20 protein-coding genes are annotated in these 21,366 nt (G+C 68.6%); 12 read left to right on the top strand and 8 right to left on the bottom strand.

Annotated elements, in window-relative coordinates; translation table 11 throughout:
* Positions 1–31: 31 nt before the first annotated feature.
* From ACIBG8_RS48125 to hppD, 3 genes are read right to left on the bottom strand one after another with little or no spacing between them, the layout of a single operon-like run.
* Complete coding sequence (locus ACIBG8_RS48125) at positions 32–1,444, bottom strand: M1 family metallopeptidase (protein ID WP_397350043.1); 1,413 nt, start codon at positions 1,442–1,444, stop codon at positions 32–34.
* 34 nt (positions 1,445–1,478) lie between these two features.
* A complete protein-coding gene (locus ACIBG8_RS48120) occupies positions 1,479–1,910 on the bottom strand; it encodes an RDD family protein (RefSeq protein WP_397350042.1) in 432 nt (143 codons plus the stop codon).
* A 34-nt stretch (positions 1,911–1,944) separates the two neighbouring features.
* On the bottom strand, positions 1,945–3,045 hold the full coding sequence (gene hppD / locus ACIBG8_RS48115; RefSeq protein ID WP_397350041.1) for a 4-hydroxyphenylpyruvate dioxygenase: 1,101 nt from the start codon (positions 3,043–3,045) through the stop codon (positions 1,945–1,947).
* 67 nt (positions 3,046–3,112) lie between these two features.
* On the opposite strand from hppD, the gene ACIBG8_RS48110 reads away from it, so the two are divergent.
* Together ACIBG8_RS48110 and ACIBG8_RS48105 are read left to right on the top strand one after the other, a co-directional pair.
* Complete coding sequence (locus ACIBG8_RS48110; protein WP_397350040.1) at positions 3,113–3,592, top strand: Lrp/AsnC family transcriptional regulator; 480 nt, start codon at positions 3,113–3,115, stop codon at positions 3,590–3,592.
* Positions 3,593–3,716: 124 nt separating this feature from the next.
* Positions 3,717–5,825 (top strand): transglycosylase domain-containing protein, encoded by a 2,109-nt coding sequence (locus ACIBG8_RS48105; protein WP_397350039.1) that lies wholly within the window; start codon positions 3,717–3,719, stop codon positions 5,823–5,825.
* On the opposite strand, the gene ACIBG8_RS48100 is transcribed toward ACIBG8_RS48105, so the two are convergent.
* On the bottom strand, positions 5,808–7,826 hold the full coding sequence (locus ACIBG8_RS48100; RefSeq protein ID WP_397350038.1) for a thioredoxin domain-containing protein: 2,019 nt from the start codon (positions 7,824–7,826) through the stop codon (positions 5,808–5,810). The genes ACIBG8_RS48105 and ACIBG8_RS48100 overlap by 18 nt on opposite strands.
* 71 nt (positions 7,827–7,897) lie before the next feature.
* Between ACIBG8_RS48100 and ACIBG8_RS48095 the strand changes: the two genes are divergently transcribed.
* Together ACIBG8_RS48095 and ACIBG8_RS48090 are read left to right on the top strand one after the other, a co-directional pair.
* The gene (locus ACIBG8_RS48095; protein WP_397350037.1) at positions 7,898–8,545 is read left to right on the top strand and encodes a TMEM175 family protein; all 648 of its coding nucleotides are present in this window, start codon (positions 7,898–7,900) and stop codon (positions 8,543–8,545) included.
* Positions 8,546–8,556: 11 nt separating this feature from the next.
* Positions 8,557–9,702 (top strand): hypothetical protein, encoded by a 1,146-nt coding sequence (locus ACIBG8_RS48090; protein WP_397350036.1) that lies wholly within the window; start codon positions 8,557–8,559, stop codon positions 9,700–9,702.
* Here ACIBG8_RS48090 and ACIBG8_RS48085 read toward each other — a convergent pair.
* Positions 9,606–11,642 (bottom strand): MMPL family transporter, encoded by a 2,037-nt coding sequence (locus tag ACIBG8_RS48085; protein WP_397350035.1) that lies wholly within the window; start codon positions 11,640–11,642, stop codon positions 9,606–9,608. The two genes, ACIBG8_RS48090 and ACIBG8_RS48085, sit on opposite strands and share 97 nt — an antisense overlap.
* A gap of 83 nt (positions 11,643–11,725) precedes the next feature.
* Here ACIBG8_RS48085 and ACIBG8_RS48080 point away from each other — a divergent pair, with 83 nt between their 5' ends.
* Positions 11,726–12,403: a response regulator transcription factor gene (locus ACIBG8_RS48080; protein WP_397350034.1), complete on the top strand. Its 678-nt coding sequence runs from the start codon at positions 11,726–11,728 to the stop codon at positions 12,401–12,403.
* Entirely contained in the window at positions 12,400–13,785 is a 1,386-nt protein-coding gene (locus tag ACIBG8_RS48075) for a sensor histidine kinase (protein ID WP_397350033.1), read from the top strand. The genes ACIBG8_RS48080 and ACIBG8_RS48075 overlap by 4 nt, the downstream gene beginning before the upstream one ends.
* On the opposite strand, the gene ACIBG8_RS48070 is transcribed toward ACIBG8_RS48075, so the two are convergent.
* The 3 genes from ACIBG8_RS48070 to mca all read right to left on the bottom strand — a co-directional run bounded on the left by ACIBG8_RS48070 (position 13,736) and on the right by mca (position 15,354).
* Positions 13,736–14,026 carry a GNAT family N-acetyltransferase gene (locus tag ACIBG8_RS48070; protein WP_397350032.1) on the bottom strand — a complete coding sequence of 97 codons (291 nt, stop codon included), beginning with the start codon at positions 14,024–14,026 and terminating at the stop codon, positions 13,736–13,738. The two genes, ACIBG8_RS48075 and ACIBG8_RS48070, sit on opposite strands and share 50 nt — an antisense overlap.
* Positions 14,027–14,191: a hypothetical protein gene (locus tag ACIBG8_RS48065; protein ID WP_397350031.1), complete on the bottom strand. Its 165-nt coding sequence runs from the start codon at positions 14,189–14,191 to the stop codon at positions 14,027–14,029. It abuts the gene before it with no gap.
* A 278-nt stretch (positions 14,192–14,469) separates the two neighbouring features.
* Entirely contained in the window at positions 14,470–15,354 is an 885-nt protein-coding gene (gene mca, locus ACIBG8_RS48060; RefSeq protein ID WP_397350030.1) for a mycothiol conjugate amidase Mca, read from the bottom strand.
* 136 nt (positions 15,355–15,490) lie between these two features.
* Between mca and ACIBG8_RS48055 the strand changes: the two genes are divergently transcribed.
* The 6 genes from ACIBG8_RS48055 to ACIBG8_RS48030 all read left to right on the top strand — a co-directional run bounded on the left by ACIBG8_RS48055 (position 15,491) and on the right by ACIBG8_RS48030 (position 21,366).
* A complete protein-coding gene (locus ACIBG8_RS48055; protein ID WP_397350029.1) occupies positions 15,491–15,907 on the top strand; it encodes a DUF4307 domain-containing protein in 417 nt (138 codons plus the stop codon).
* A gap of 108 nt (positions 15,908–16,015) precedes the next feature.
* Complete coding sequence (greA, locus tag ACIBG8_RS48050; protein ID WP_397350028.1) at positions 16,016–16,516, top strand: transcription elongation factor GreA; 501 nt, start codon at positions 16,016–16,018, stop codon at positions 16,514–16,516.
* 113 nt (positions 16,517–16,629) lie between these two features.
* Complete coding sequence (locus ACIBG8_RS48045; RefSeq protein WP_397350027.1) at positions 16,630–17,745, top strand: C40 family peptidase; 1,116 nt, start codon at positions 16,630–16,632, stop codon at positions 17,743–17,745.
* Positions 17,746–17,821: 76 nt separating this feature from the next.
* Positions 17,822–18,334: a hypothetical protein gene (locus tag ACIBG8_RS48040; RefSeq protein WP_397350026.1), complete on the top strand. Its 513-nt coding sequence runs from the start codon at positions 17,822–17,824 to the stop codon at positions 18,332–18,334.
* Between the two features lie 234 nt (positions 18,335–18,568).
* Entirely contained in the window at positions 18,569–20,362 is a 1,794-nt protein-coding gene (locus ACIBG8_RS48035; RefSeq protein ID WP_397350025.1) for a phosphoenolpyruvate carboxykinase (GTP), read from the top strand.
* 62 nt (positions 20,363–20,424) lie between these two features.
* On the top strand, positions 20,425–21,366 hold the full coding sequence (locus tag ACIBG8_RS48030) for a TIGR04222 domain-containing membrane protein (RefSeq protein WP_397350024.1): 942 nt from the start codon (positions 20,425–20,427) through the stop codon (positions 21,364–21,366).

The following is a 21,366-nucleotide window of genomic DNA, read 5'->3' as shown; positions in this document are numbered from 1 at the left end:
TAAGACGGGGTCAGCCGCCAAACTGTTGCATCTACCAAGAAGTCGGTCGCTTGGCCTGGAAGAGCCACGCGTCGAAGAGCTTGTCGAGCTGCTTGCCGGAGACCTTCTCCGCCAGCGCGATGAACTGCTGCGTCGTCACGTAGCCGTAGCGGTGACCGGCCGTCCAGTCCTTGATGAGCTTGAAGAACGCGGTGTCGCCGATCGCCTTGCGCAGCGCGTGCAGCGTCATCCCGCCCCTGGTGTAGACGGACTCGTTGAACAGGTCCTTCGGCTGGGCGACGCCGGGCGGGTAGGCCCACATCGGGTCGGTGGCGCCGCGCTCGTAGAAGGACTTGAAGATGGTCTCGGCGGTGTTGCGCCCCTTGTGCTCCGACCAGAGCCACTCGGCGTACGTCGCGAAGCCCTCGTTCAGCCAGAGGTCGCGCCAGCGCTTGATGCTGAGGCTGTCGCCGAACCACTGGTGGGCCAGCTCGTGCGCGACGATGCTCTCGTCAGGCTCGAAGCCGCCGTAGATCGGCTTGGTCTGGTTCTCCAGCGCGTAACCGGCGGCGAAGTCGTCGATCACGCCGCCCGTCGAGGAGAACGGGTAGGGGCCGAACACCTTGCTCCAGTAGTCGGTGACCTCGCCGGAGGTGGTGTACAGCTTGTTCAGCTCGGAGTGGAACTTCGGGTCGACCGCCGTCAGGTTGGCCGTGCCCGCGGGGGTCTTGCCCTGGCGCAGCTCGAACTTGCCCAGCGTCATCGTGGCCAGGTAGGTGACCATCGGGTGCCGCTCGCTCCACGTGAACGTGGTCTTGCCGGACGCCGTGGCGGGCGGTTTGGTCATCTCGCCGTTGGCCAGCGCGGTCAGCCCCTGCGGCACGGTGATCGAGAAGTCGAAGCGCGCCTTGTCCGCCGGGTGGTCGTTGGCCGGGAACCACGTCTTGGCGCCGCTGGGCTCGCAGGTCACGAAGGCCCCGTCGCCGGTCGGCACGAACCCGTAGATGCCGAGGTTGCCCGCGTCCTTGATCGGCTTGGGCTCGCCCGAGTAGGCGATCACCGCGGTGAAGCGGGCGCCCTTCTCCAGCGGCGCGGCCGGGACCAGGGTCAGCTCGTCGCCCTTGCGGGAGAACGTGACGTCCCTGCCGTCGATCTTCACCGCGCCGACGTCGAGCCCGGACAGGTCGAGGTTGAAGCGCGCCAGGCGCTGCGTGGCGGTCGCCTGGATGGTGGCCGTACCGGCCAGGTGCTTGCTCTTGGGGTCGTAGGCGAGGTTGAGACCGTAGTGGGCGACGTCGTAGCCGCCGTTGCCGTCGAGCGGGAAATCGCGGTCGCCGATGCCGGGCGCCCCCGCGTCCTTCACCGGCGGTTGCTGGCGCGCGGTGGGCACCGGAGCGGCGGCGTTGGACGGCGAGCAGGCCAGCAGGCTCAGCAGCATGACGGGCACCAACGGCGTTGACCTCATGAGACCAGAAGCCTACGCGAGGTAACGCCGCTGATCAGGCATCTACGACGAGCGTCTTCGCCGCCTTGTCGTGGAGGGCCTGCTTGCGCGGGTCGAACAGGATCCAGGCGAGGTTGACGATGCCCAGGCAGCACAGCCAGTCGAGGATGACGACGGTGCCCTGGCGGATGGCGGCGGCCAGGACGGTGACCGGCTCACCGGTGTCCATGACGACGCGCATGCCGAACAGCTTCTTGCCCAGCGTCTGGCCGTTCCAGTAGGAGTGCAGCAGCCAGTAGTAGAGGAAGGAGATCACGCCTGCGATGAAGACGTGCTTGATCTCGACGCGTTCCGCCATGCCCTTGCTGCTGTCCCAGACCGTCGTGTAGGTGGTCCAGATGAAGGGCGCCGAGATGACGGCGACGATGACGCCGTCGATGAACCCGGCGAAGAGTCGTCGCCAGCGACCTGCGAGTGGTGGTGTCATGCAAGCAAGATCACCACCACCGCGTCACGACAAACTAAAGGTTCCCCCTGAGTTCCTGCTCGCGCTCGATCGCCTCGAACAGCGCCTTGAAGTTGCCCTTGCCGAAGCCGAGCGAGCCGTGCCGCTCGATGAGCTCGAAGAACACCGTCGGGCGGTCCTGCACCGGCTTGGTGAAGATCTGCAGCAGGTAGCCGTCCTCGTCGCGGTCCACGAGGATCTTGCGCTTCTTCAGCTCCTCGATCGGCGCGCGCACCTCACCGATGCGGGCGCGCAGCTCGGGGTCGTCGTAGTAGGAGTCCGGCGTGTCGAGGAACTGCACCCCGGCGGCGCGCATGCGGTCGACCGTACGCAGGATGTCGTTGGTGGCCAGCGCGATGTGCTGCACGCCAGGGCCGCCGTAGAACTCGAGGTACTCGTCGATCTGCGACTTCTTCTTCGAGATCGCCGGCTCGTTCAGCGGGAACTTGACCTTGCGCGTGCCGTCCGCGACGACCTTGGACATCAGCGCCGAGTACTCGGTCGCGATGTCGTCGCCGACGAACTCCGCCATGTTGGTGAAGCCCATGACGCGCTTGTAGAACTCGACCCACTCGTCCATCTTGCCGAGCTCGACGTTGCCGACGCAGTGGTCGACCGCCTGGAAGAACCGCTTGTCCGGCGGCTCCACGATCGGCTGCGCCGGGACGTATCCGGGCAGGTAGACGCCCGAGTAGTTGGACCTGTCGACCAGCGTGTGGCGCGTCTCGCCGTAGGTGGCGATGGCCGCGAGCACGACCTTGCCGTGGTCGTCCTCAAGCGTGTACGGCTCAGCCAGCCCGGTGGCGCCCTGAGCGAGGGCGTGCTTGTAGGCCGCCTCGACGTCGGGCACCTCGATGGCCAGGTCGATCACCCCGTCGCCGTGCTCGGCCACGTGCCTGGACACCCCGGTCCCCGGCCGTACGGCTCCGCGCAGCTCGAAACGGGCGCCGCCCGAGGTCAGGACGTAGGCGACCTCCTCACGGCTGCCGTTCTCCGGCCCGCGGTAGGCCACGAGCCTCATGCCGAACGCGGTCGAGTAGTAGTGGGCCGCCTGCTTCGCGTTGCCGACCGCGAACACCACGGCGTCCATGCCGTTCACCGGAAATACGTCAGTCATAAGGGCCACTGTTGTTTTGGATGGACGACCTGCGCAAGAGTGACTTGTTTTAGTGGACAATGTGTACATGTCTATCGACGAACTGGACGCCAAACTGCTCAGTTTGCTCGCCGCTGAGCCGAGGCTCGGTGTACTGGAGTGCTCGCGGCGGCTCAATGTGGCGCGGGGGACCGTACAGGCCAGGCTCGACCGGATGATCGCCAGAGGGGTCGTCACCGGGTTCGGCCCCGACGTGTCGCCGGCCGCGCTCGGCTACGACGTCACCGCGTTCGTGACCATGGAGATCAGGCAGGTCGCCGGGCACGACCCGGTGGCCGACCGGCTGGCGCTGATCCCCGAGGTGCTGGAGGTGCACACGATCACCGGCGGCAGCGACCTGCTCTGCCGCGTCGTGGCGCGCAGCAACGCCGATCTGCAGCGCGTCATCGACCTCATCGTGGACGTGCAGGGCGTGCTCAGGACCTCGTCCACGATCGCGCTCGACACGCCCGTCCCATACCGAGTGCTGCCATTGGTCGCGGATGTCCCACGGCATGCCGGTCGATAGTCGTACCATCGCCACGGGGGGACGAGCACCGTTATCAATCGTTTACTCTTGACATTCTCCCAGCTGACGGGGGTTTGGCGGGAGCGATCGGGGGTTGCGCGTGCAGGATGATGGGGAGAAGGGCATGCGAAAGCGGCGGATTCTCCGCTATGTGCTCATCACATTCGGCGCGGGGATCATCGCGGCGGTCGGGCTTTTCGCCGTGGCCTACGCCATGACTCCGATTCCGGACAGCACGCAGAAACAGGCCACGGCCCAGGGCTCTGTCATCTACTACAGGGACGGCAAGACCGTCCTGGCCAAGCAGGGCGTCAACCGCAAGCTCGTCGAGCTGGCCAAGGTCCCCCAGCCGGTGCGCAACGCGGTGATCGCGGCGGAGAACCGCTCGTTCTACGAGGACAGCGGCGTGTCGTTCAAGGGCACCATGCGCGCGCTCTGGTCGACGGTCTCCGGCCAGCAGCTGCAGGGCGGCTCGACGATCACCCAGCAGATGGTCCGCAACTACTACAGCGGCCTCAGCCAGGAACGCTCCATCACCCGCAAGTTCAAAGAGATCCTGATCTCGATCAAGGTCGACCAGTCCAAGTCGAAGGACTGGGTGCTGGAGCAATACCTCAACACGATCTACTTCGGCCGCGGCGCCAACGGCATCCAGGCGGCCGCGCAGGCCTACTTCGCCAAGGACGTCGAGGAGCTGACCCCGTCCGAGGGCGCCTACCTGGCCGCGGTCATCCAGCAGCCGAGCAGGTTCGCCAGCCCCACCGGCAACGAGCTCACCGCCGCCCAGGCGCGCTGGCAGTCGGTCGTCGACGCCATGAAGCAGACGGGCACGATCACCGCCGAGCAGGCGGCCACGATGAAGTTCCCCAAGCTCGCCAAGGCCAAGAAGCCGTTCGAGCTCAAGGGCCAGGCGCAGTACATGCTGGCCCAGGTCACCGCCGAGCTCAACGCGCGCGGCTACTCCGACGAGGCCATCTCCAGCGGCGGCTTGAAGATCGTCACGACGTTCGACAAGAACCTCATGGGCGCGGCGCAGCGCGCGGTCAAGTCCGTGCTGCCCGAGGGCACCAACAAGAAGGTCCGCGCGGGTCTGGCGGCGGTCGACCCGGCCACCGGCGAGGTCGTGGCCTTCTACGGCGGCGACCCGGCGAAGTACAAGTACGACAACGCCTTCTCCGCCAAGGTCATGGCGGGCTCCACCTTCAAGCCGTACACGCTGGCCACCGCGCTCGACAACGGCTTCACCCTCTCCACCCGGGTGCACGGCAACTCGCCCATCAGGGTCGCCTCGGCGCCCGACCACCCCATCCCCAACGACAGCGGCCGCTCCTACGGCCCGATCAACCTGGTCAAGGCGACGCAGAACTCGGTCAACACCGCCTTCGTCGACCTCGGCCAGAAGGTCGGCCTGGACAAGGTCGCCAAGACGGTCGAGGCGGCCGGGGTGCCCGCCGCGCAGCTCACCCCCGAGCAGCGCTCGGCGGCGTCGTTCCCGCTCGGCGTCGCCTCGCTCAGCGCCGTGCAGAACGCCTCGGGCTTCTCCTCGTTCGTCAACGGCGGCGTGCACGAGGAGGCGCACGTCATCAAGGCCGTGACCGACGCCAAGGGCAAGAAGACCGTCATCAAGCCGAAGGCCACCCAGGTGGTCAGCAAGCAGGCGGCGGCCGACACGATCTACGCCATGGAGCAGGTCGTGAAGTACGGCACGGGCACCGCTGCCCGCCTCTACGACCGGCCGGTGGCCGGCAAGACGGGCACCACGGACGCCTCCGGCGCGGTCTGGTTCAACGGGTTCACCGGGCAGCTCGCCACGGCCGTGAACATGTTCCGCGACGACAACAAGAGCGTCGTCGTCAACGGCAGCGCCCAGTTCGGTGGGCAGTTGCCCGCGCAGATCTGGCGCGCGTTCATGAGCGAGGCCATGGCGGGCAAGCCGGTCGTGGACTTCCCCGAGCCGTCGCAGTACGGCTACGACTCCTACGACACCTCGGACGACACCCGCGACCGGGGTAACAACGACAACTCCGACGACGACGGGTTCAGCGACGAGGACTTCGAGGACGACGAGGACACCCCGACCCAGGAGCCGTCGGACACCCCGTCGGACGAGCCCACGACCGACGTGGAGACCAACGGCCCCGACGACGGCCCGCCCAGCGGCGAGCCGTCTTCAGGGCCGACGCAGATGGGCGACGGCGGCGGCGAGACCGGCCGATCAACCGGCCGCCAGTAGCTCCGCCCGCAGCTCCTCTGGGGTCGTGACCGGCATCCTGCAGGTGAAGTTCCTGCACACGTAGGCGGCTGGAGCCGTGCCGCGGCCCTGGAGCAGCGGCACGTCTCCCGCGCCCGCCGCGATCACCAGGCCGGGCACGTCGGCGAGCAGCGCGGCGCGGTGCAGCGCCCGGGTGGCCGGGTCGCCGAGGTCGCCGGTGATCGCCACCTCGACCGGTCCCTTCAGCGCTGCCTGCGCCACGGCCAGGCCCCAGCCGGCGAAGCGGGCGTGCCCCTTGGCCAGCACGGAGACCGCGCCGAGCGCCTCGTGCGCTGCCTCGCGGTGCCTGGCGGAGCCGGAGAGCGCGGCGTAGGAGAGCAGCGCGCCCGCCGCGGCGAACTGTCCCGACGGGGTCGCGTTGTCGGTCGGGTCCTGCGGGCGCTGGAACAGCCGCTCGGCGTCGTCGGCGGTGTCGTAGAAACCGCCCGAGCCGTCGGGGAAGCGGTCGAGGACCGTGCCGAGCAGGAGCTCGGCGAGCACGTACCAGGCGTCGTTCCCTGTCACGCCGTACAGGGCGAGGAAGCCCTCGGCGACGTCGGCGTAGTCCTCCAGCACCCCGGCGTGGTCGCCCGCCTGGCCCGCGAGCGACGTCCTGACCAGGCGTTCGCCGTCGACGTGCAGCCGGGCGAGCAGTCCGGCAGCGGTCTCTGCGGCCTCCACGTAGTCGGGGCGCTCGAAGACGGCGCCGGTCTCGGCGAGCGCCGCGATCGCCAGGCCGTTCCAGGCGGCGACCACCTTGTCGTCGCGGCCCGGCCGTACGCGCTGGGCTCGGGCCTCCAGCAGGCGGGCGCGCACCCGGTCGAAGCGCGGGAGGTCGTCGGGGTCGTTGAGGAGCTGGAGTACGGAGGATCCGTGCTCGAACGTGCCGGTCACCTCGAAGAGGCCGGTCGCCCACGCGCCGTCCTCGTCGCCCAGCACCTCGCGGAGCTGCTCCGGGGTCCAGACGTAGAACCTGCCCTCCTCGCCCTCGCTGTCCGCGTCGAGCGCCGAGGCGAAGCCGCCCTGCTCGGTGCGCAGCTCGCGGAGCATCCAGTCGGCGGTCTCCAGCGCGATCCTGCGGGCCAGCGGCGTGCCCGTCGCGCGCCACCAGTGCGTGTAGACGCGCAGCAGCAGGGCGTTGTCGTAGAGCATCTTCTCGAAGTGCGGCACGACCCACTCGGCGTCGACGCTGTAGCGGGCGAACCCGCCCCCGAGCTGGTCGTACATCCCGCCTCTGGCCATCCGCTCCAGGGTGAACCCGCTCATCTCCCGCGCTGTGCTCATGGTCGCGCCCGCTTCGGGGCTCGTTGGCATCGGGTGAAGCCTCGCGCTCTCCCCCCGAGCTCCTGCGCTCTGGTACCTGATCAGGAATTCCAGCGCCATCGACGGCGGGAACTTCGGCGCGCGGCCGAAGCCGCCGTTGACGGGGTCGAAGGTGTCGCGAAGGTTCTGTACGGCTGTCGCCAGCGTCTCCTGCGTCGGCAGCGGGCCGCTGGGCAGCGCGGTGTTCTCGTTGAGCGCCTCGACCACCTTGGCGCCCTGGGTGACGACGTTGTCCCTGTCCTCGGTCCACGCGTTGTGGACGCCCTGGAGGAGCCGCTGGAACTGCGGCCTGGGGAAGTAGGTGCCGCAGTAGAAGGGGTGGCCGTCCGGGGTGGCGAACACCGTCATCGGCCAGCCGCCGTGCTGGGTCATGGCCTGCGTGGCGTTCATGTAGACCGCGTCGACGTCCGGCCGCTCCTCGCGGTCGACCTTGACGTTGACGAAGTAGGCGTTCATGAGCGCGGCGGTCTCGGCGTCTTCGAAGCTCTCGTGCGCCATGACGTGGCACCAGTGGCAGGCGCTGTATCCGACGGAGATCAGCAGGGGCACGTCGCGCTCGCGCGCCTCACGCATCGCCGCCTCTCCCCACGGCTGCCAGTCAACGGGATTGTCGGCATGTTGAAGCAGGTAGGGCGAGGTTTCGCCGCCGAGCCGGTTCATGTGTCCAGGCTCTCACGACGACCGCTATGGTCTTCTCCGACAAATGCCCTTCCCCTCTGGAGGTTCCGGACATGTCCGTGGTCCGACCTGGACGTTCGCCGGAGCGCGTCGTCATGTTCGTCGACGCCGTCCTGGCGATCGCCATCACGCTCCTGGCCATCGAGCTGCCCCGGCCGCCCGAGGACAGCAAGGTGCCGTTCGGGACCTTCCTGGCAGAGCACGGCGGCTCCTTCTTCGCCTTCGTGCTCGCCTTCCTCATGCTCTGGTGGATCTGGCGGACCCACCACGGCACCTTCGACCAGGTCAAGGACGTCTCGCCGCTGGTGATGACGCTGCACATCCCGCTGCTGCTGGCCGCGGTGTGGATGCCCTACCCGACGGAGGTCTTCGGCGCGGGGGAGGCAGGCTCGCTCGCCACGGCGCTGTTCGCCGGGACCGAGGGCGTCATGATGCTCAGCCTCGGTTTGATCAGCGAGGCGGTGGTGAGGCAGGGCCTGTACAAGGAAGATGCCGATGTGCCCAGGCTCCGCGTGGAGACCGTGGTGAACATCGCGATCGGCCTCTACTGGGTGGCGACGGCCGTCCTGGCGTTCAACCTGCCGGACCACTCCGAATTCCCCGTGGCCTACCTGTGGTTCGGCACGCCTCTGATCGCCTACGCCGCCGCGCGCATCGCGCGCCGCGCCCAGAAAGGTGTCACAACGCCCGCCGACGCGTAGGCTCAACGAGCGTGGATCTCGACTTCGTCTGCGTGCACTCAGGGCGGCCCGCTCAGACTCTGACCCGCAGGGACGTCGCACGCGCCCTGCTGGCCGTGCCCTCAGGCGTCGCCCTGGTCGCGCTGCAGGACCTGCGCAGGGCGCTCCTCGCCGCGGGCAACCCGCTGTCGCCGGTGTTCTGGGCCAGCGCCAAGCAGATACTCAGCGACATCGAGTCAGGCCAGGCCACGGTCGGCGACGTGCAGCGCTGGATGGAGGCCACGGGCAGCGAACCCGTCCTGGTGACCTCCAGCTACTTCGTCTGGCCCGAGGAGGACGAGCGCGGCCCGGTGGCCAGGGAGATCCACGCGCGCTTCGTCCAATACCTGGAGGAGCGCATCGCGGCCGGTGACATCGACCCGGACGCGCTCGTCGAGGGCAACCCGGCCGCCCGCCACTCCTACGAGCAGATCCAGGAGGAGTGGCTCACCCAGCCGCTCCCCGACGGCCGCGTGCCCAGCTTCGCCGTGAACGACGAGCAGGACGAGGAGCTGTTCGCCGCCTGGGACGAGGAGGAGGCCTACGCGCTCTCCGAGCTTCAGCGGATCATCGACGAGCTGCCCAAGCAGCCCGACCGGCCGGAACGCGACCTGGAGGAGGCGGCAGTACGGCTGCGCGCCCTCGTCGACCTGCCCGGCTACCCGGGCAACGTGCTGCGCGCCTGCGCCGGGCTCGCCGACCGGCCGCTGCCCGACGACGACGAGGAGTTGTGGGTGACGCTCGCGGCCGGGGTCGCGGGGCCCATCTCCGACCTGTCCGATGACGACGACGACCCGGCGGAGTTCGCCGACCTCAGCGGCGACCTGAGCCACGAGGACACCGTGCTGGCCGCCCTCTGCTCGATCGACCACGCCGACTGGCTGGCCGCCGTGGGCGCCCTGCTCAGGCTCGGCCCAGGCGTGCTCGCCTCGCCGGAGCGGCTGGCCAGGCTCATCGCCGAGTCCGAGGACATCGACCAGGACGACATCGACGACGTCGAGGCCACCGAGGTGCTGTTCGTGCCCGTCGTGGCGCTCTGGACCTATTTGGGGATCGTGGACGCGGACGAGGTGCTGACGCCACTCGGCTGGTGGGGGCTGCCCAAGGCGCTGGAGCACTCCTGGTCGGCGGAGGACTGAACCCGCAGCACCCTGGCCGCCCAGCCGGGCAGCCACCAGTTCCACCGGCCCATGACCGAGACCAGCGCGGGCACCAGCAGGGCGCGCACGACGGTCGCGTCCAGGAGGATGCCGATGCCGAGTGCGGTGGCGAACAGCTTGATCTGCAGGATCGGCGCCGCGGCCAGCGAGGCGAAGGCCAGGAAGAGCACCAGCGCGGCGCTGGTGACCAGCCTTCCCGTACGGCCCAGCCCCTCGACGACCGCGACCGTGGTCGACCCCGACCTGTCGTACTCCTCACGCATCCTGGCCAGGATGAACACCTCGTAGTCCATCGACAGCCCGTACAGGAACGCGAAGACCATCACCGGGATGAACTCGTCGATCGCGCCCAGCCCCGAGATGCCCCACAGCAGCTCTGACCCGTAGCCGTACTGCCACACCAGCACCATCGCGCCCATCGCGGCCGCCAGCGAGAGCAGGTTGAGCACCACCGCCTTCAGCGCCAGCACCAGCGACCTGAACGACCGCGCGAGCACCACGAACGTGATGAACATGATCAGGCCGAGCATCAGCGGGAAGCTGCCGTAGACGGCGTCGGCGAAGTCCAGGTTGGCCGCGGTGACCCCGCCGACCCGCGCCCCGCCAGGCGCGGCAGCCAGCACCCGCTTCACCGTCTCCTGCCCGGCCGCCGTGCCGCCCTCGTCGTCGGGGACCAGCGTGAGCAACCCGGGCTCCGCCACGACGGCCGCGCGCACGCCGGGCACGGAGCGGAAGGTCTCCAGCGCCGGCTCGGGGGCGAGCACCTCGACGGGGGTGAGCGCGCCGGTCGGCAGCTCGGCGTCACGCAGCATCGCCAGCCCCTCGTAGGCGGGGCCCGAGGTGGCCAGCGCGCCGCTGGCCGGTTCCCCGAGGTTCAGGCCCAGCGCGCCGCCGCCGAGGGCGAGCAGCACTGCGGTTGAGGCGGCCAGGGCGAGCCGGCGGAAGCGCACGACCAGGCGGGCCCAGGCGCCCCAGCGACCGCTCGCCGTACCGCGCCTGCGCCTGTCGAGGCGCGGGCCCGCGGTCGCCAGCAGGATCGGCAGCAGTGTCACCACGGCCAGCATGCACACCAGCGGCACGATCATCCCGCCGTAGCCGACGCTGCGCAGGAACGGCACGGGCAGCACGACCATCGCGACCAGCCCGATCGCGACCGTCGCCGCGCTGACCAGCACGGCCCTGCCCGCGCCCGCCATCGCCCTGCGCACGTCGTGGTCCTCCTCGCGCCACCTGGTGATGAGCAGCAGCGAGTAGTCGATGGCCACGCCGAGCCCGATCAGGGCCACGATGAACTGCACGAACATGCTGATGTCGGTGAACAGGGTCAGCCCGTAGACGGCCAGGAAGGAACCGAGGATCGCCACCAGGGCGATCACGAGCGGCACCAGGGCCAGCAGCGAGCCGAACACGAAGGCCAGCACGACCAGCGCGCCGACCCCGCCGATCACCATCTCGGCGACCACGCTGAGCCCGTCGCCGCCGCCCTCGGGCTCCAGCTGTTCGAGCCCGGTGACCTTGACCGTCGAGCCCGGGGTCTGCAGCGTCCTGATGATCTGGCCGGAAAGGTCCGCGGAGTCGTCCTCGTGGTCGCCCTGCTCCGGATAGAGCAGCGCGTACGTCGTGCGCCCGTCCTGGGAGACGAACGCGGGATCGGCGACGACCCTCCCCAAGGGTTCCAGCTTGGCGAAGTCGGCCTGGCCCGTGGCCACGACGACCATCGGCGTGACGTTGCCGCCCTCGCCGTACTTCTGCTTGATGGCCTGGTTGGCCTCGTAGGCAGGCCGGCCAGGCGTGCCGAAGTCGCTGGTGAACCGGTCTTCCACCCCGGCCGTGGCGAAGATCCCCGCGATCGCGATCGCCAACCAGGCGAGCACGACGACGAGCTTGTGCCGCAGCACGAAATCCGTGAGTCGTTCCATGGCCACGAGTGGATCAGCGCGCTCTGCGGCGGCTGTGGGCCCGTTCATAGAGTTCTCTAAGAACGGGCCACCACACTGAAGGGGTGAAAGCTCGCATTCTGGTTGTCGACGACGAGCAGAACCTCGCCGACCTGGTCGCCATGGCGCTGCGTTACGAGGGGTTCGATACGGTGACCGCCGCTTCAGGCACCGCCGCGCTCGCCCGGGTGGCCGACTTCGGGCCCGACCTGATCGTGCTCGACGTCATGCTGCCCGACTTCACCGGGGTCGAGGTGTGCCGCAGGCTGCGCAGGCAGGCCGTGCACATTCCGGTGATCTTCCTGACCGCCAGAGACGCGACGGAAGACAAGATCACCGGGCTGACCTCGGGTGGCGACGACTACGTGACCAAGCCGTTCAGCCTGGAGGAGCTCATCGCGCGGGTGCACGTGGTGCTGCGCCGTACCAAGCCTTCGGACAACCCCCGGCTGGTCTTCGCCGACCTGTCGATCGACGAGGAGCTTTACGAGGTACGGCGGGGCGGCGAGCTGGTGGAGCTCACGCCGACCGAGTACCGGCTGCTGCGTTACCTCATGGTCAACGCCAACCGGGTGCTCACCAAGCAGCAGATCCTCGACCACGTCTGGGACTACGACTTCGGCGGCAACGACGGCGTCGTCCAGACCTACGTCAGCTACCTGAGACGCAAGGTCGACGGGCGCGAGCAACAGCTGATCCACACCATCCCGCGCGTCGGCTACGTCATGCGGCTGCCCCGATGAGCCTGCGCAAACGGCTCACCCTCATCGTGCTCGCCCTGATGGCCGTGGGCATGATCGCGATCCCGGCCGCCGCCTTCGGCGTGGCCAGGGAGGCGGCGGCGGACGGCGCCAGGCGCGAGCTCGACGCGATGGCCGCGCGGCTCGGGCCGCTGCTGGAGAACGGCGCCCTGCCCGCCGCACTGAGCGGGCAGACCGCCGCGCTGATCGGCGCCACGGGGCAGTGGTTCATCGAGGTGCGCTCAGCCGAGGGCCGCGTCCTGCGTACGGTCTCCACGGGGCGCGAGCGGCTCCTCGTCCTGCCTCCACCGAAGGGCCAGCCGCTGTTCACCAAGAGCGGCGGGAACGGCAAAGCCCCCGTGTGGTGGGTGCGCTCGTCGTGGCTGCCGGACGGCCGCATCCTCGCCGTCGGCACGCCGAGCACCGGCTTCGACGACCTGTCCGGCAGGATCGTCGGCGTCGTGGCCGTCATCACCACCTTGGTACTCCTGGCGCTGGCCATCGTGGCCTACCGGATGGTGAGCAGGGTCGTCAGGCCGCTCGAGGAGATCGCCGTCACCGCCAAGGCCATCGGCGAGGGCGACCTCACCCGCCGCGTGGAACCAGCCGAGGACAGGACGGAGGCTGGACGGCTCGGGCTGGCGCTCAACGCCATGCTCGGGCACATCGAGGCCGCCTTCCACCAGCGCACCGCCTCGGAGGACCGGCTGCGCCGCTTCATCGCCGACGCCTCGCACGAGCTCCGCACGCCGGTCGCGGCGATCAGGGGCTATGCCGAGCTGTTCCGGCGCGGCGCGGCCACCAGGCCCGACGACCTGGCCACCACGATGGCCAGGATCGAGTCCGAGGCGACGCGGATGGGCGTGCTGGTGGACGAGCTGCTCCTGCTGGCCAGGCTCGACCAGGGGCGCCCGCTGGAGCGCGAGCCGGTCGACCTGGCGGTGCTCGCCACCGAGGCGGTCGCGGCTGCGCACGTGGTGGAGCCGGGGCGGCCGCTGTCGCTGGAGGTGGCGCCCGCTGTGGTGTACGGCGACGCCGTACGGCTGCGCCAGGTCCTGGACAACCTGCTGGCCAACGTCAGGCAGCACACGCCGCCCGGCACTCCGGCCACGGTCCGGGTGGCTGAGGGGGTCATCGAGGTCGGCGACGAGGGGCCGGGGCTGGCTCCTGAGGACGCTTCGCACGTCTTCGAGCGGTTCTACCGGGTGGACGCCTCGCGGTCGCGCTCGCGGGACCAGGGAGGGGTCGGGCTCGGGCTGGCCATCGTGGCTGCCGTGGCGCAGGCGCACGGCGGGGCGGCGACCGTGGTGTCACTCCCTGGTCGGGGGGCGACGTTCAGTGTGCGGATTCCGCCACCAGGTCCTGATATTCCGGGTGACGGGTGATGTATTTGGCGACATACGGACACAGGGGGACGACCTTGAGGCCGGTGTCGCGGCTCACGTCGAGGGCGCGTGCGACCAGCTTGCCCGCCAGGCCCTGGCCTTCGAACTCGTCGGCCACCTCGGTGTGGGTGAAGACGATGCGATCGGGGAGGAGGCGGTATTCGGCGAAACCGGCCAGCCGGCCGTCCACCGTGATCTCGAACCTGCTCTGGTCGGCGTTGTCGGTGATCTCGATGGGCACTTAGCCGGCCTTCTTGTCGATGTCTGCCTCGTGGGGGACCTCGATCTTGGAGATCTGCTTGTTCATCGACTTGACGAGGAAGAACAGCGCCACTCCGATGAGGGCCACGATCGTGAAGCCGAGGAGGCCCGGCCCGATGTTTTCTCCAGCGGCGAGTGCATTCACCCCTCCAGTCTGCCACCTGAAGGCCATGCCCCCGCACTCACGGTGGCGTCCCAGGTCGTGGGGTCTTGAGGACCTCTGGCGCTGAGGTCCCTTCAACCCGTGGTCGTCCCTGAGAAGCCGCACGGTCGCCTGGACCCTTTGCGGCCATCCAACCCCCTGAGGTCCTTGAGGTTGCGCGCCGGGCCCTCGGTCCTCCAACCCCAAAAGGACCTAAGCCCCTGAGGTCCTGAAGACCGTGAGGTCCTCAAGGGGTTGAGGGCCTTGGGTCGTTGCGGTGGTCAGTGGCAGGCGGGGGAGACCTCGTCGGCGTGGATGCCGGTGAACAGGTCGTCCTCAGGAAGGTCCGTGTCCACCAGCGAGCGAGCCAGGTGGTAGTCCTCCGTCGGCCAGATCTCCTGCTGCAACTCCCGAGGGCAGCTGAAGAAGAACCCATCAGGGTCGATCTGCGTCGCATGCGCAAGCAGCGCCTCGTCCCGCACCGCGAAGTAGTCAGCGCACGGCACCCGAGTCGTCACCGGCCACTTCGCAGGCCGGTCCTCCCACCGAGAGATCCAGTCCGCGTAAGGCGAGCCCATCCCCCGAGACGTCATCGCCTCGTGCAGCGCCTCGAACCGCTCCTTGGTGAACCCCATCTGGTAGTACATCTTGAGCGGCTGCCAAGGCTCCCCGGTCCCCGGATACCGGTCAGGGTCACCAGCGGCCTCGAAGGCCTCCACGGAGACCCGGTTGGTCATGATGTGGTCCGGGTGCGGGTACCCACCGTCGTCGTCATACGTGACGATCACGTGCGGCCTGAACTCCCGCACAGCAGCCACCAACGGAGCGGAAGCCGTCTCCAAGGGCTGCAGCGCGAAGCACCCCTCGGGAAGCTCCTCGTCCTCGTTCTCCGGCAGCCCCGAGTCCACGAACCCCATGAACCGCTGCTGCACCCCCAGGATCTCCCGCGCGCGGTCCATCTCGGCCCGCCGTACCTCCGCGATGTTGGCCACGATCTCGGGCCGGTCCATCTTGGGGTTGAGCACGGAACCGCGCTCGCCGCCCGTGAGCGTACAGACCAGCACTTCCACGCCTTCCGCGACATAGCGCGCCATCGTCGCGGCGCCCTTGCTCGACTCGTCGTCGGGGTGGGCGTGGACGGCCATCAGCCTCAGCGGTGCACTCACGGGCTCGATGTCTCCTCAGTTGGTACCAGGTCACTCCACCTGAGAGGTTAGTTTCTCTTGGGCGGTCGCAGGGGCGCGGCCCCCGCGGGCGACAATTGTCTCGGATAACGCCGAGGTAGTGCAGGGAGATTCCGCCATGGCCACCAGAGATGTCGAGAACGGTCCGGTTCTCGGCACCCCCGACGACTTCCCCGACCGCCCCGAGCGCCGTGGAAGGTTCGTCGTGCACGCCGTCATCGGCGTCCTGGTCGCCATCGTCGCAGGTGGCTGGGGCTACGTGATGTGGTCGGCCACCGGCAACGTCGGCGTGGTGAAGGAAGTCGTGACCTTCAGCGTGAAGAGCCCCACCCAGGCCGAGATCACCTTCAACATCGTCAAGCCCGAGGACCGGGTCGCGGTGTGCAGGATCAGGGCGACTGATACGGAGCACGTGGAAGTGGGAAGCAAGGAAGTAAGGATTCCTGCTGGTGAGGGTATTAACCACCTCAAGGAGCGCCTGGACACCAGTGCCCAGGCGACTTCCGTCCACATCCAGTACTGCAATCTCGTATAGTGAGACATTTGGGGAAGCGTTCGGGCGGCTGACTTGTTAGCCTTTCGCAATTCAACCGTACGCTACCCCCAGTGATCTCAGGGCCCCCTAAGTAAGCAAGGAGAACCCGTGGCCGACTCTCGGGATGAGAACGTCACCTGGCTGACGCAGGAGGCGTACGACCGCCTGAAGGCGGAGTACGAATACCTCTCGGGCCCCGGGCGCGTCGACATCGCCAAGAAGATCGAGGCCGCCCGTGAAGAGGGTGACCTGAAGGAGAACGGCGGCTACCACGCGGCCAAGGACGAGCAGGGCAAGATGGAGGCCCGCATCTTCCACCTCCGCCAGATCATCGACAACGCCAAGGTGGGGGAGGCGCCCAAGACCGAGGGCGTAGTTGGTCCCGGTATGACGGTGACCATCAATTTCGTGGGCGACGACGACGAGGTGACGTTCCTGCTCGCCTCCCGCGAGGAGAGCGGCGCCCCGATAGACGTCTACTCGCCCAAGTCGCCTCTCGGCGCCGCCATCAATGGCAAGAAGATCGGTGAGAAGGCGACGTACTCCATGCCGAACGGCCGTCAGATCACGGTCGAGATCCTCGAGGCCGTGCCGTACATCGGCAACTGACGCGAGAAGAACAGATCCGCCGGGCGCCACAGCGTCCGGCGGATTTTTCCGATGGCATCAGAGGGGATCTGGCATTTCTCCTGAGATCGGCAAAGCGTCGTGATCTCAGAAGGTTGATCCCGTTCATCGTGGTGACCTTGGTGGCGGTGCTGACCGCCGACATTCTGCTTTTACAAGAATTATCTCCAGATAAACCCCCGACTTCCGCCGTCAGGTTCCGTACGGTCCCCGACCAGAGCCTCGTCGCCCAGTCGCGCGCCGACGTCTCCGTCAAGCCGCTCGGCACCCTGCGCGAGCCCCAGCTGTTCGTGGTGACCCGGCGGCCGCTGACCATGCCGCTGCTGCGCAAGGTCGCCAGGCTGAGCGGCGTGCGCGCCCTCGAACTCGCCGATGCGGCGACGGTGACCATCGACGGCAAGCGGGTCCAGACGCTGGGCGTCGACCCCTCGTCCTTCCGCGCCTACACCCCCAAGGTGACGGCAGCCTCGGACTCGCTCTGGTCCAACGTCGCGGCGGGCGACCTCGCCGTGTCGTTCGTGCTCGGTCACGACGGCGGGCTCACGCTAGGCAAGAGCGTGCAGGGACCGGCCGGATCGCTGCGGATCGGCGCCTACGCCACGACCGGGTTCGGCGCCGTGGACGCGGTGGTCTCCAAGGCCACGGGCCGGGCGCTCGGGCTGCCCAGGGACAACGCGCTCATCGTCAGCGCCCCCTCGGCCGACACCGCTGCGCTGCGCAGGGGCCTGGCGAAGGTGCTGCCCAGAGGGACCCAGATCGCCACGGTCAACCCGGTGGCGCCGCAGGTCACGCCGGTGCAGTCCGGGACGTTCATCTCCGGCGACCAGATGACGACGGCGTTGCGCGCGGCCATCTCCAAGCTCGGCCGGCCGTACGTGTGGGGGGCGGAGGGTCCTGACACGTTCGACTGCTCGGGTCTCGTGCAGTGGGCGTACGCCCAGGCGGGCATCAGGATGCCCCGCGTGACGCACCAGCAGTGGGTGTCCGGGGTGCAGGTGCCGCTGTCCCAGGCGCAGCCGGGCGACCTGCTGTTCTGGCGCAACGACCCGACGAACCCGAACTACATCTCGCACGTGGCGATCTTCTGGGGCGACGGCAAGATGCTGCACGCCCCGAGGACGGGCGACGTGGTCAAGCTGGTGCCGGTCAACACCCGCAACCTGGCCGGAGTCGTCCGCGTGAACCCGGCCATGGCCGCCCAGGTCCGCTGACCCTCGCCTTTCCCCTTGTAGCGCAAGCCCCTTCCGAAGCCTGGCCTTGCGCCAGAAACGGTGTAATCTTAATTACATGGAAAGCGAAGAAGCAGCAGCGCAGTTGCGTGGATGGTTCTCCGGGCGCCTGCCGGAGGGCTGGTTCACCGGTCCTGTCGAGATCGTCCTCGACCGCGAGGAGATCGCCGTCGTCGGCGCCATCCCCGAGCCCACGGCGGAGAGCGACGTCGAGAAGGCCGCGATGATCGACGGCCTGGTGCGCAGGTTCCGCGAGGAGACCAGGGAGCGGCGCATCGAGATCGCCAAGGAGGCCGAGCGCAAGTTCCGCCAGAAGGTCTCCTGGGGCGTCTCCTGCGGCGGCGAGACAGTGATGTTCACCACTCTGTCGGTCCCCGTCATGACCCGTTTGCGCCAGTCGGAGCGCCAGGTTCTCGACACTCTTGTGGCTGCGGGGGTCGCGAGAAGCAGAAGTGACGCCCTCGCCTGGTGTGTACGGCTGGTGGGCACGCACACCGACACCTGGCTTGCCGAGTTGCGCGACGCGCTGCAGCACGTCGACCGCGTGCGCGCCGCAGGCCCGGAACTCTAGACGGAGCAGGGGAAATGGACGTGCGAATGGATTAGACCTCTCAGGAGATTGGTTTAGACCTATTGAATTGGCCTAAACCACTGTCTCCACCGTTTTCTTTAGACGCGTTCTTCGTGGGTAGGCTCCCCCAATCACCTGCGGCGACAGCCGGACAAAGGTCTATGCCAATTGGCTTTTGTCGGTACTTGTCGTCAATGATGTTTTTCCGCAAGGAAGAGTGGAGGAGTTCGAGACGTGTCCCTTTCTGTGGAAGTACCCGCCCCGACGAGCAATCGCGCATTGGTCGCCTGGGTCGACGAGATCGCAACGCTGACCCAGCCAGACCGGATCGAGTGGTGCGACGGCTCGGAGGAGGAGTGGACGCGCCTGACGAACCTCCTCGTCGAGCAGGGCACGTTCACCCGACTGGCCAAGCGCCCGAACAGCTTCTACGCGAAGTCCGACCCCAGCGACGTCGCCAGGGTCGAGGACCGCACCTACATCTGCTCCGAGCGCGAAGAGGACGCGGGGCCGACCAACAACTGGATCGCTCCAGCTGAGATGCGCGCCACCTTCGGCGAGCTCTTCAAGGGCTGCATGCGGGGCCGCACGATGTACGTCGTGCCGTTCTGCATGGGCCCGCTCGGCGGCGAGATCTCCCAGGTCGGCGTCGAGATCACCGACTCGCCCTACGTCGCGGTCTCCATGAAGATCATGACCCGCATGGGCGCCAAGGCGCTGCAGGAGATCGAGCGCAGGGGTGAGTTCGTCAAGGCCGTGCACACGGTTGGCGCGCCGCTGGAGCCGGGACAGCAGGACGTCCCGTGGCCGTGCAGCACCACCAAGTACATCTCCCACTTCCCCGAGACCCGCGAGATCTGGTCGTACGGTTCCGGCTACGGCGGCAACGCGCTGCTCGGCAAGAAGTGCTACGCCCTGCGCATCGCCAGCGTCATGGCCCGCGACAACGGCTGGCTGGCCGAGCACATGCTCATCCTCAAGCTGACCCCGCCCGCCGGCCAGGCCAGGTACGTCGCCGCCGCCTTCCCGAGTGCCTGTGGCAAGACCAACCTGGCCATGCTCCAGCCGACCATCCCCGGCTGGAAGGTCGAGACGATCGGCGACGACATCGCCTGGATGCGCTTCGGCCAGGACGGCCGCCTCTACGCGATCAACCCGGAGGCCGGGTTCTTCGGCGTCGCGCCGGGCACCGGCGAGACCACCAACGCCAACGCGATCAAGACCCTCTGGGGCAACAGCATCTTCACCAACGTCGCGCTCACCGACGACGGCGACGTGTGGTGGGAGGGCCTGACCGACGAGCCGCCCGCGCACCTGACCGACTGGAAGGGCCGTTCCTGGACCCCTTCGTCGGAGGAGCCGGCCGCCCACCCCAACGCCCGCTTCACCACCCCTGCAGGCCAGGCGCCGACCATCGCGCCGGAATGGCAGGACCCGAAGGGCGTCCCGATCTCCGCGATCCTGTTCGGCGGGCGACGCGCCACGGCTGTGCCGCTGGTGACCGAGTCGCTGAGCTGGCAGCACGGCGTCTTCCTCGGAGCCAACGTCGCCTCCGAGAAGACGGCCGCTGCCGAGGGCAAGGTCGGCGAGCTGCGGTATGACCCGTTCGCCATGCTTCCGTTCTGCGGCTACAACATGGGCGACTACTTCGCCCACTGGCTGCGGGTGGGCGAGCGCGAGGGCGCCGAGCTGCCGCGCATCTACTACGTGAACTGGTTCCGCAAGAACGACCAGGGCCGGTTCATCTGGCCGGGCTTCGGCGAGAACAGCCGCGTGCTCAAGTGGATCGTGGACCGGCTGAACGGCGAGGCGGGAGCCGTACCCACCCCGATCGGGCTGCTCCCGAAGGAGCTCGACACCGACGGGCTGGAGATCGCGCAGGAGGACCTCGACACGCTGCTCAGCGTCGACAGGGAGGTCTGGCGCGAGGAGGCCGCGCTCATCCCCGAGCACTTCGCCAAGTTCGGCAGCCAGCTGCCGAAGGAGCTGTGGGAGGAGTACGACGCCCTGGTCGACAGACTGGGCTGACGAACCGGGAACCAGTGCCACGAATCCTTCGTCTACTTGGTACCTGACGAAGGAGGTCGCTCGTGGCACTCGTCTTCCTCATCATCCCCGTGCTCCTGGCCGCGGCCGTCGGTAATACCATCACCTCGCTCAAGCGAGCGCATTACCGCATGCGCAACGTCGCGGCCAGCACCATCCCGCGCGACCTCGGCGTCTACGAGCTGGCCTACCTCGCGGGAGGACCGCGCCGGGTCGTGAACACCTCGATCGCGCGCCTGTCGACGAGCGGCCAGATCAGGCTCACCCGCGGCGGCGTCATCTACGCGGTCAAGGACGCGGCCCCGGCCGGCGACCCGGTCGACGCGGCCGTCATGGCCGCCATCGCGGCCAGGTCGGCGGGGGTGTCGTCCAACGAGCTGCGCCGCGAGCTGGTGCGGAGCGTGGAGATGGAGTCGCTCAAGCACCACCTGACCGGCGCCGGGCTGCTCGTCCCCAACGGGGCGGAGGCGCCGGTGCGCACCCAGCTGACCCGGCTGGCGGGGTTCTCGATCGCCTCGCTGACCGTGGCAGGCTCGATGGGCGCGGCGGTCTTCTTCGGTACGGAGTACAGCGTCGTGCTCGGCGTGGGCGCCGCCATCCTCCTCGTCTCGGGCGTCTGGGGGCTGGTCACGCACCGCCGCTTCAAGCGCGCCGCGCTGAACGTGCTGAGCTCGGCGGGCCACGAGGAGCTGCGCAGGGCGCAGACCCTCCACACCCAGGGCTCGTACGCCGCGGGGGCCATGCTCTTCCCCGTCGCTCTCTACGGCCTGGGCGAGCTCGGCGACCCCGGGCTGCAGAACGACATCGACCCCTACTCCAGGCACACACCGACCGACACGTACTTCACCGGCAGCGGTGACTTCGGCTCCTCCTCGGGGGGATGCGGGTCAGGCGCCGCGTGCGGCGGCGGGTCCTCGTGCGGCGGGGGCTCCTCGTGCGGTGGCGGGGGCGGCTGCGGTGGCGGCGGCTGCGGCGGAGGGGGCTGA

Source organism: Nonomuraea sp. NPDC050556 (genome assembly GCF_044457355.1).
GTDB lineage: Bacteria > Actinomycetota > Actinomycetes > Streptosporangiales > Streptosporangiaceae > Nonomuraea.
This window is presented reverse-complemented; position numbering and strand designations above follow the sequence as displayed.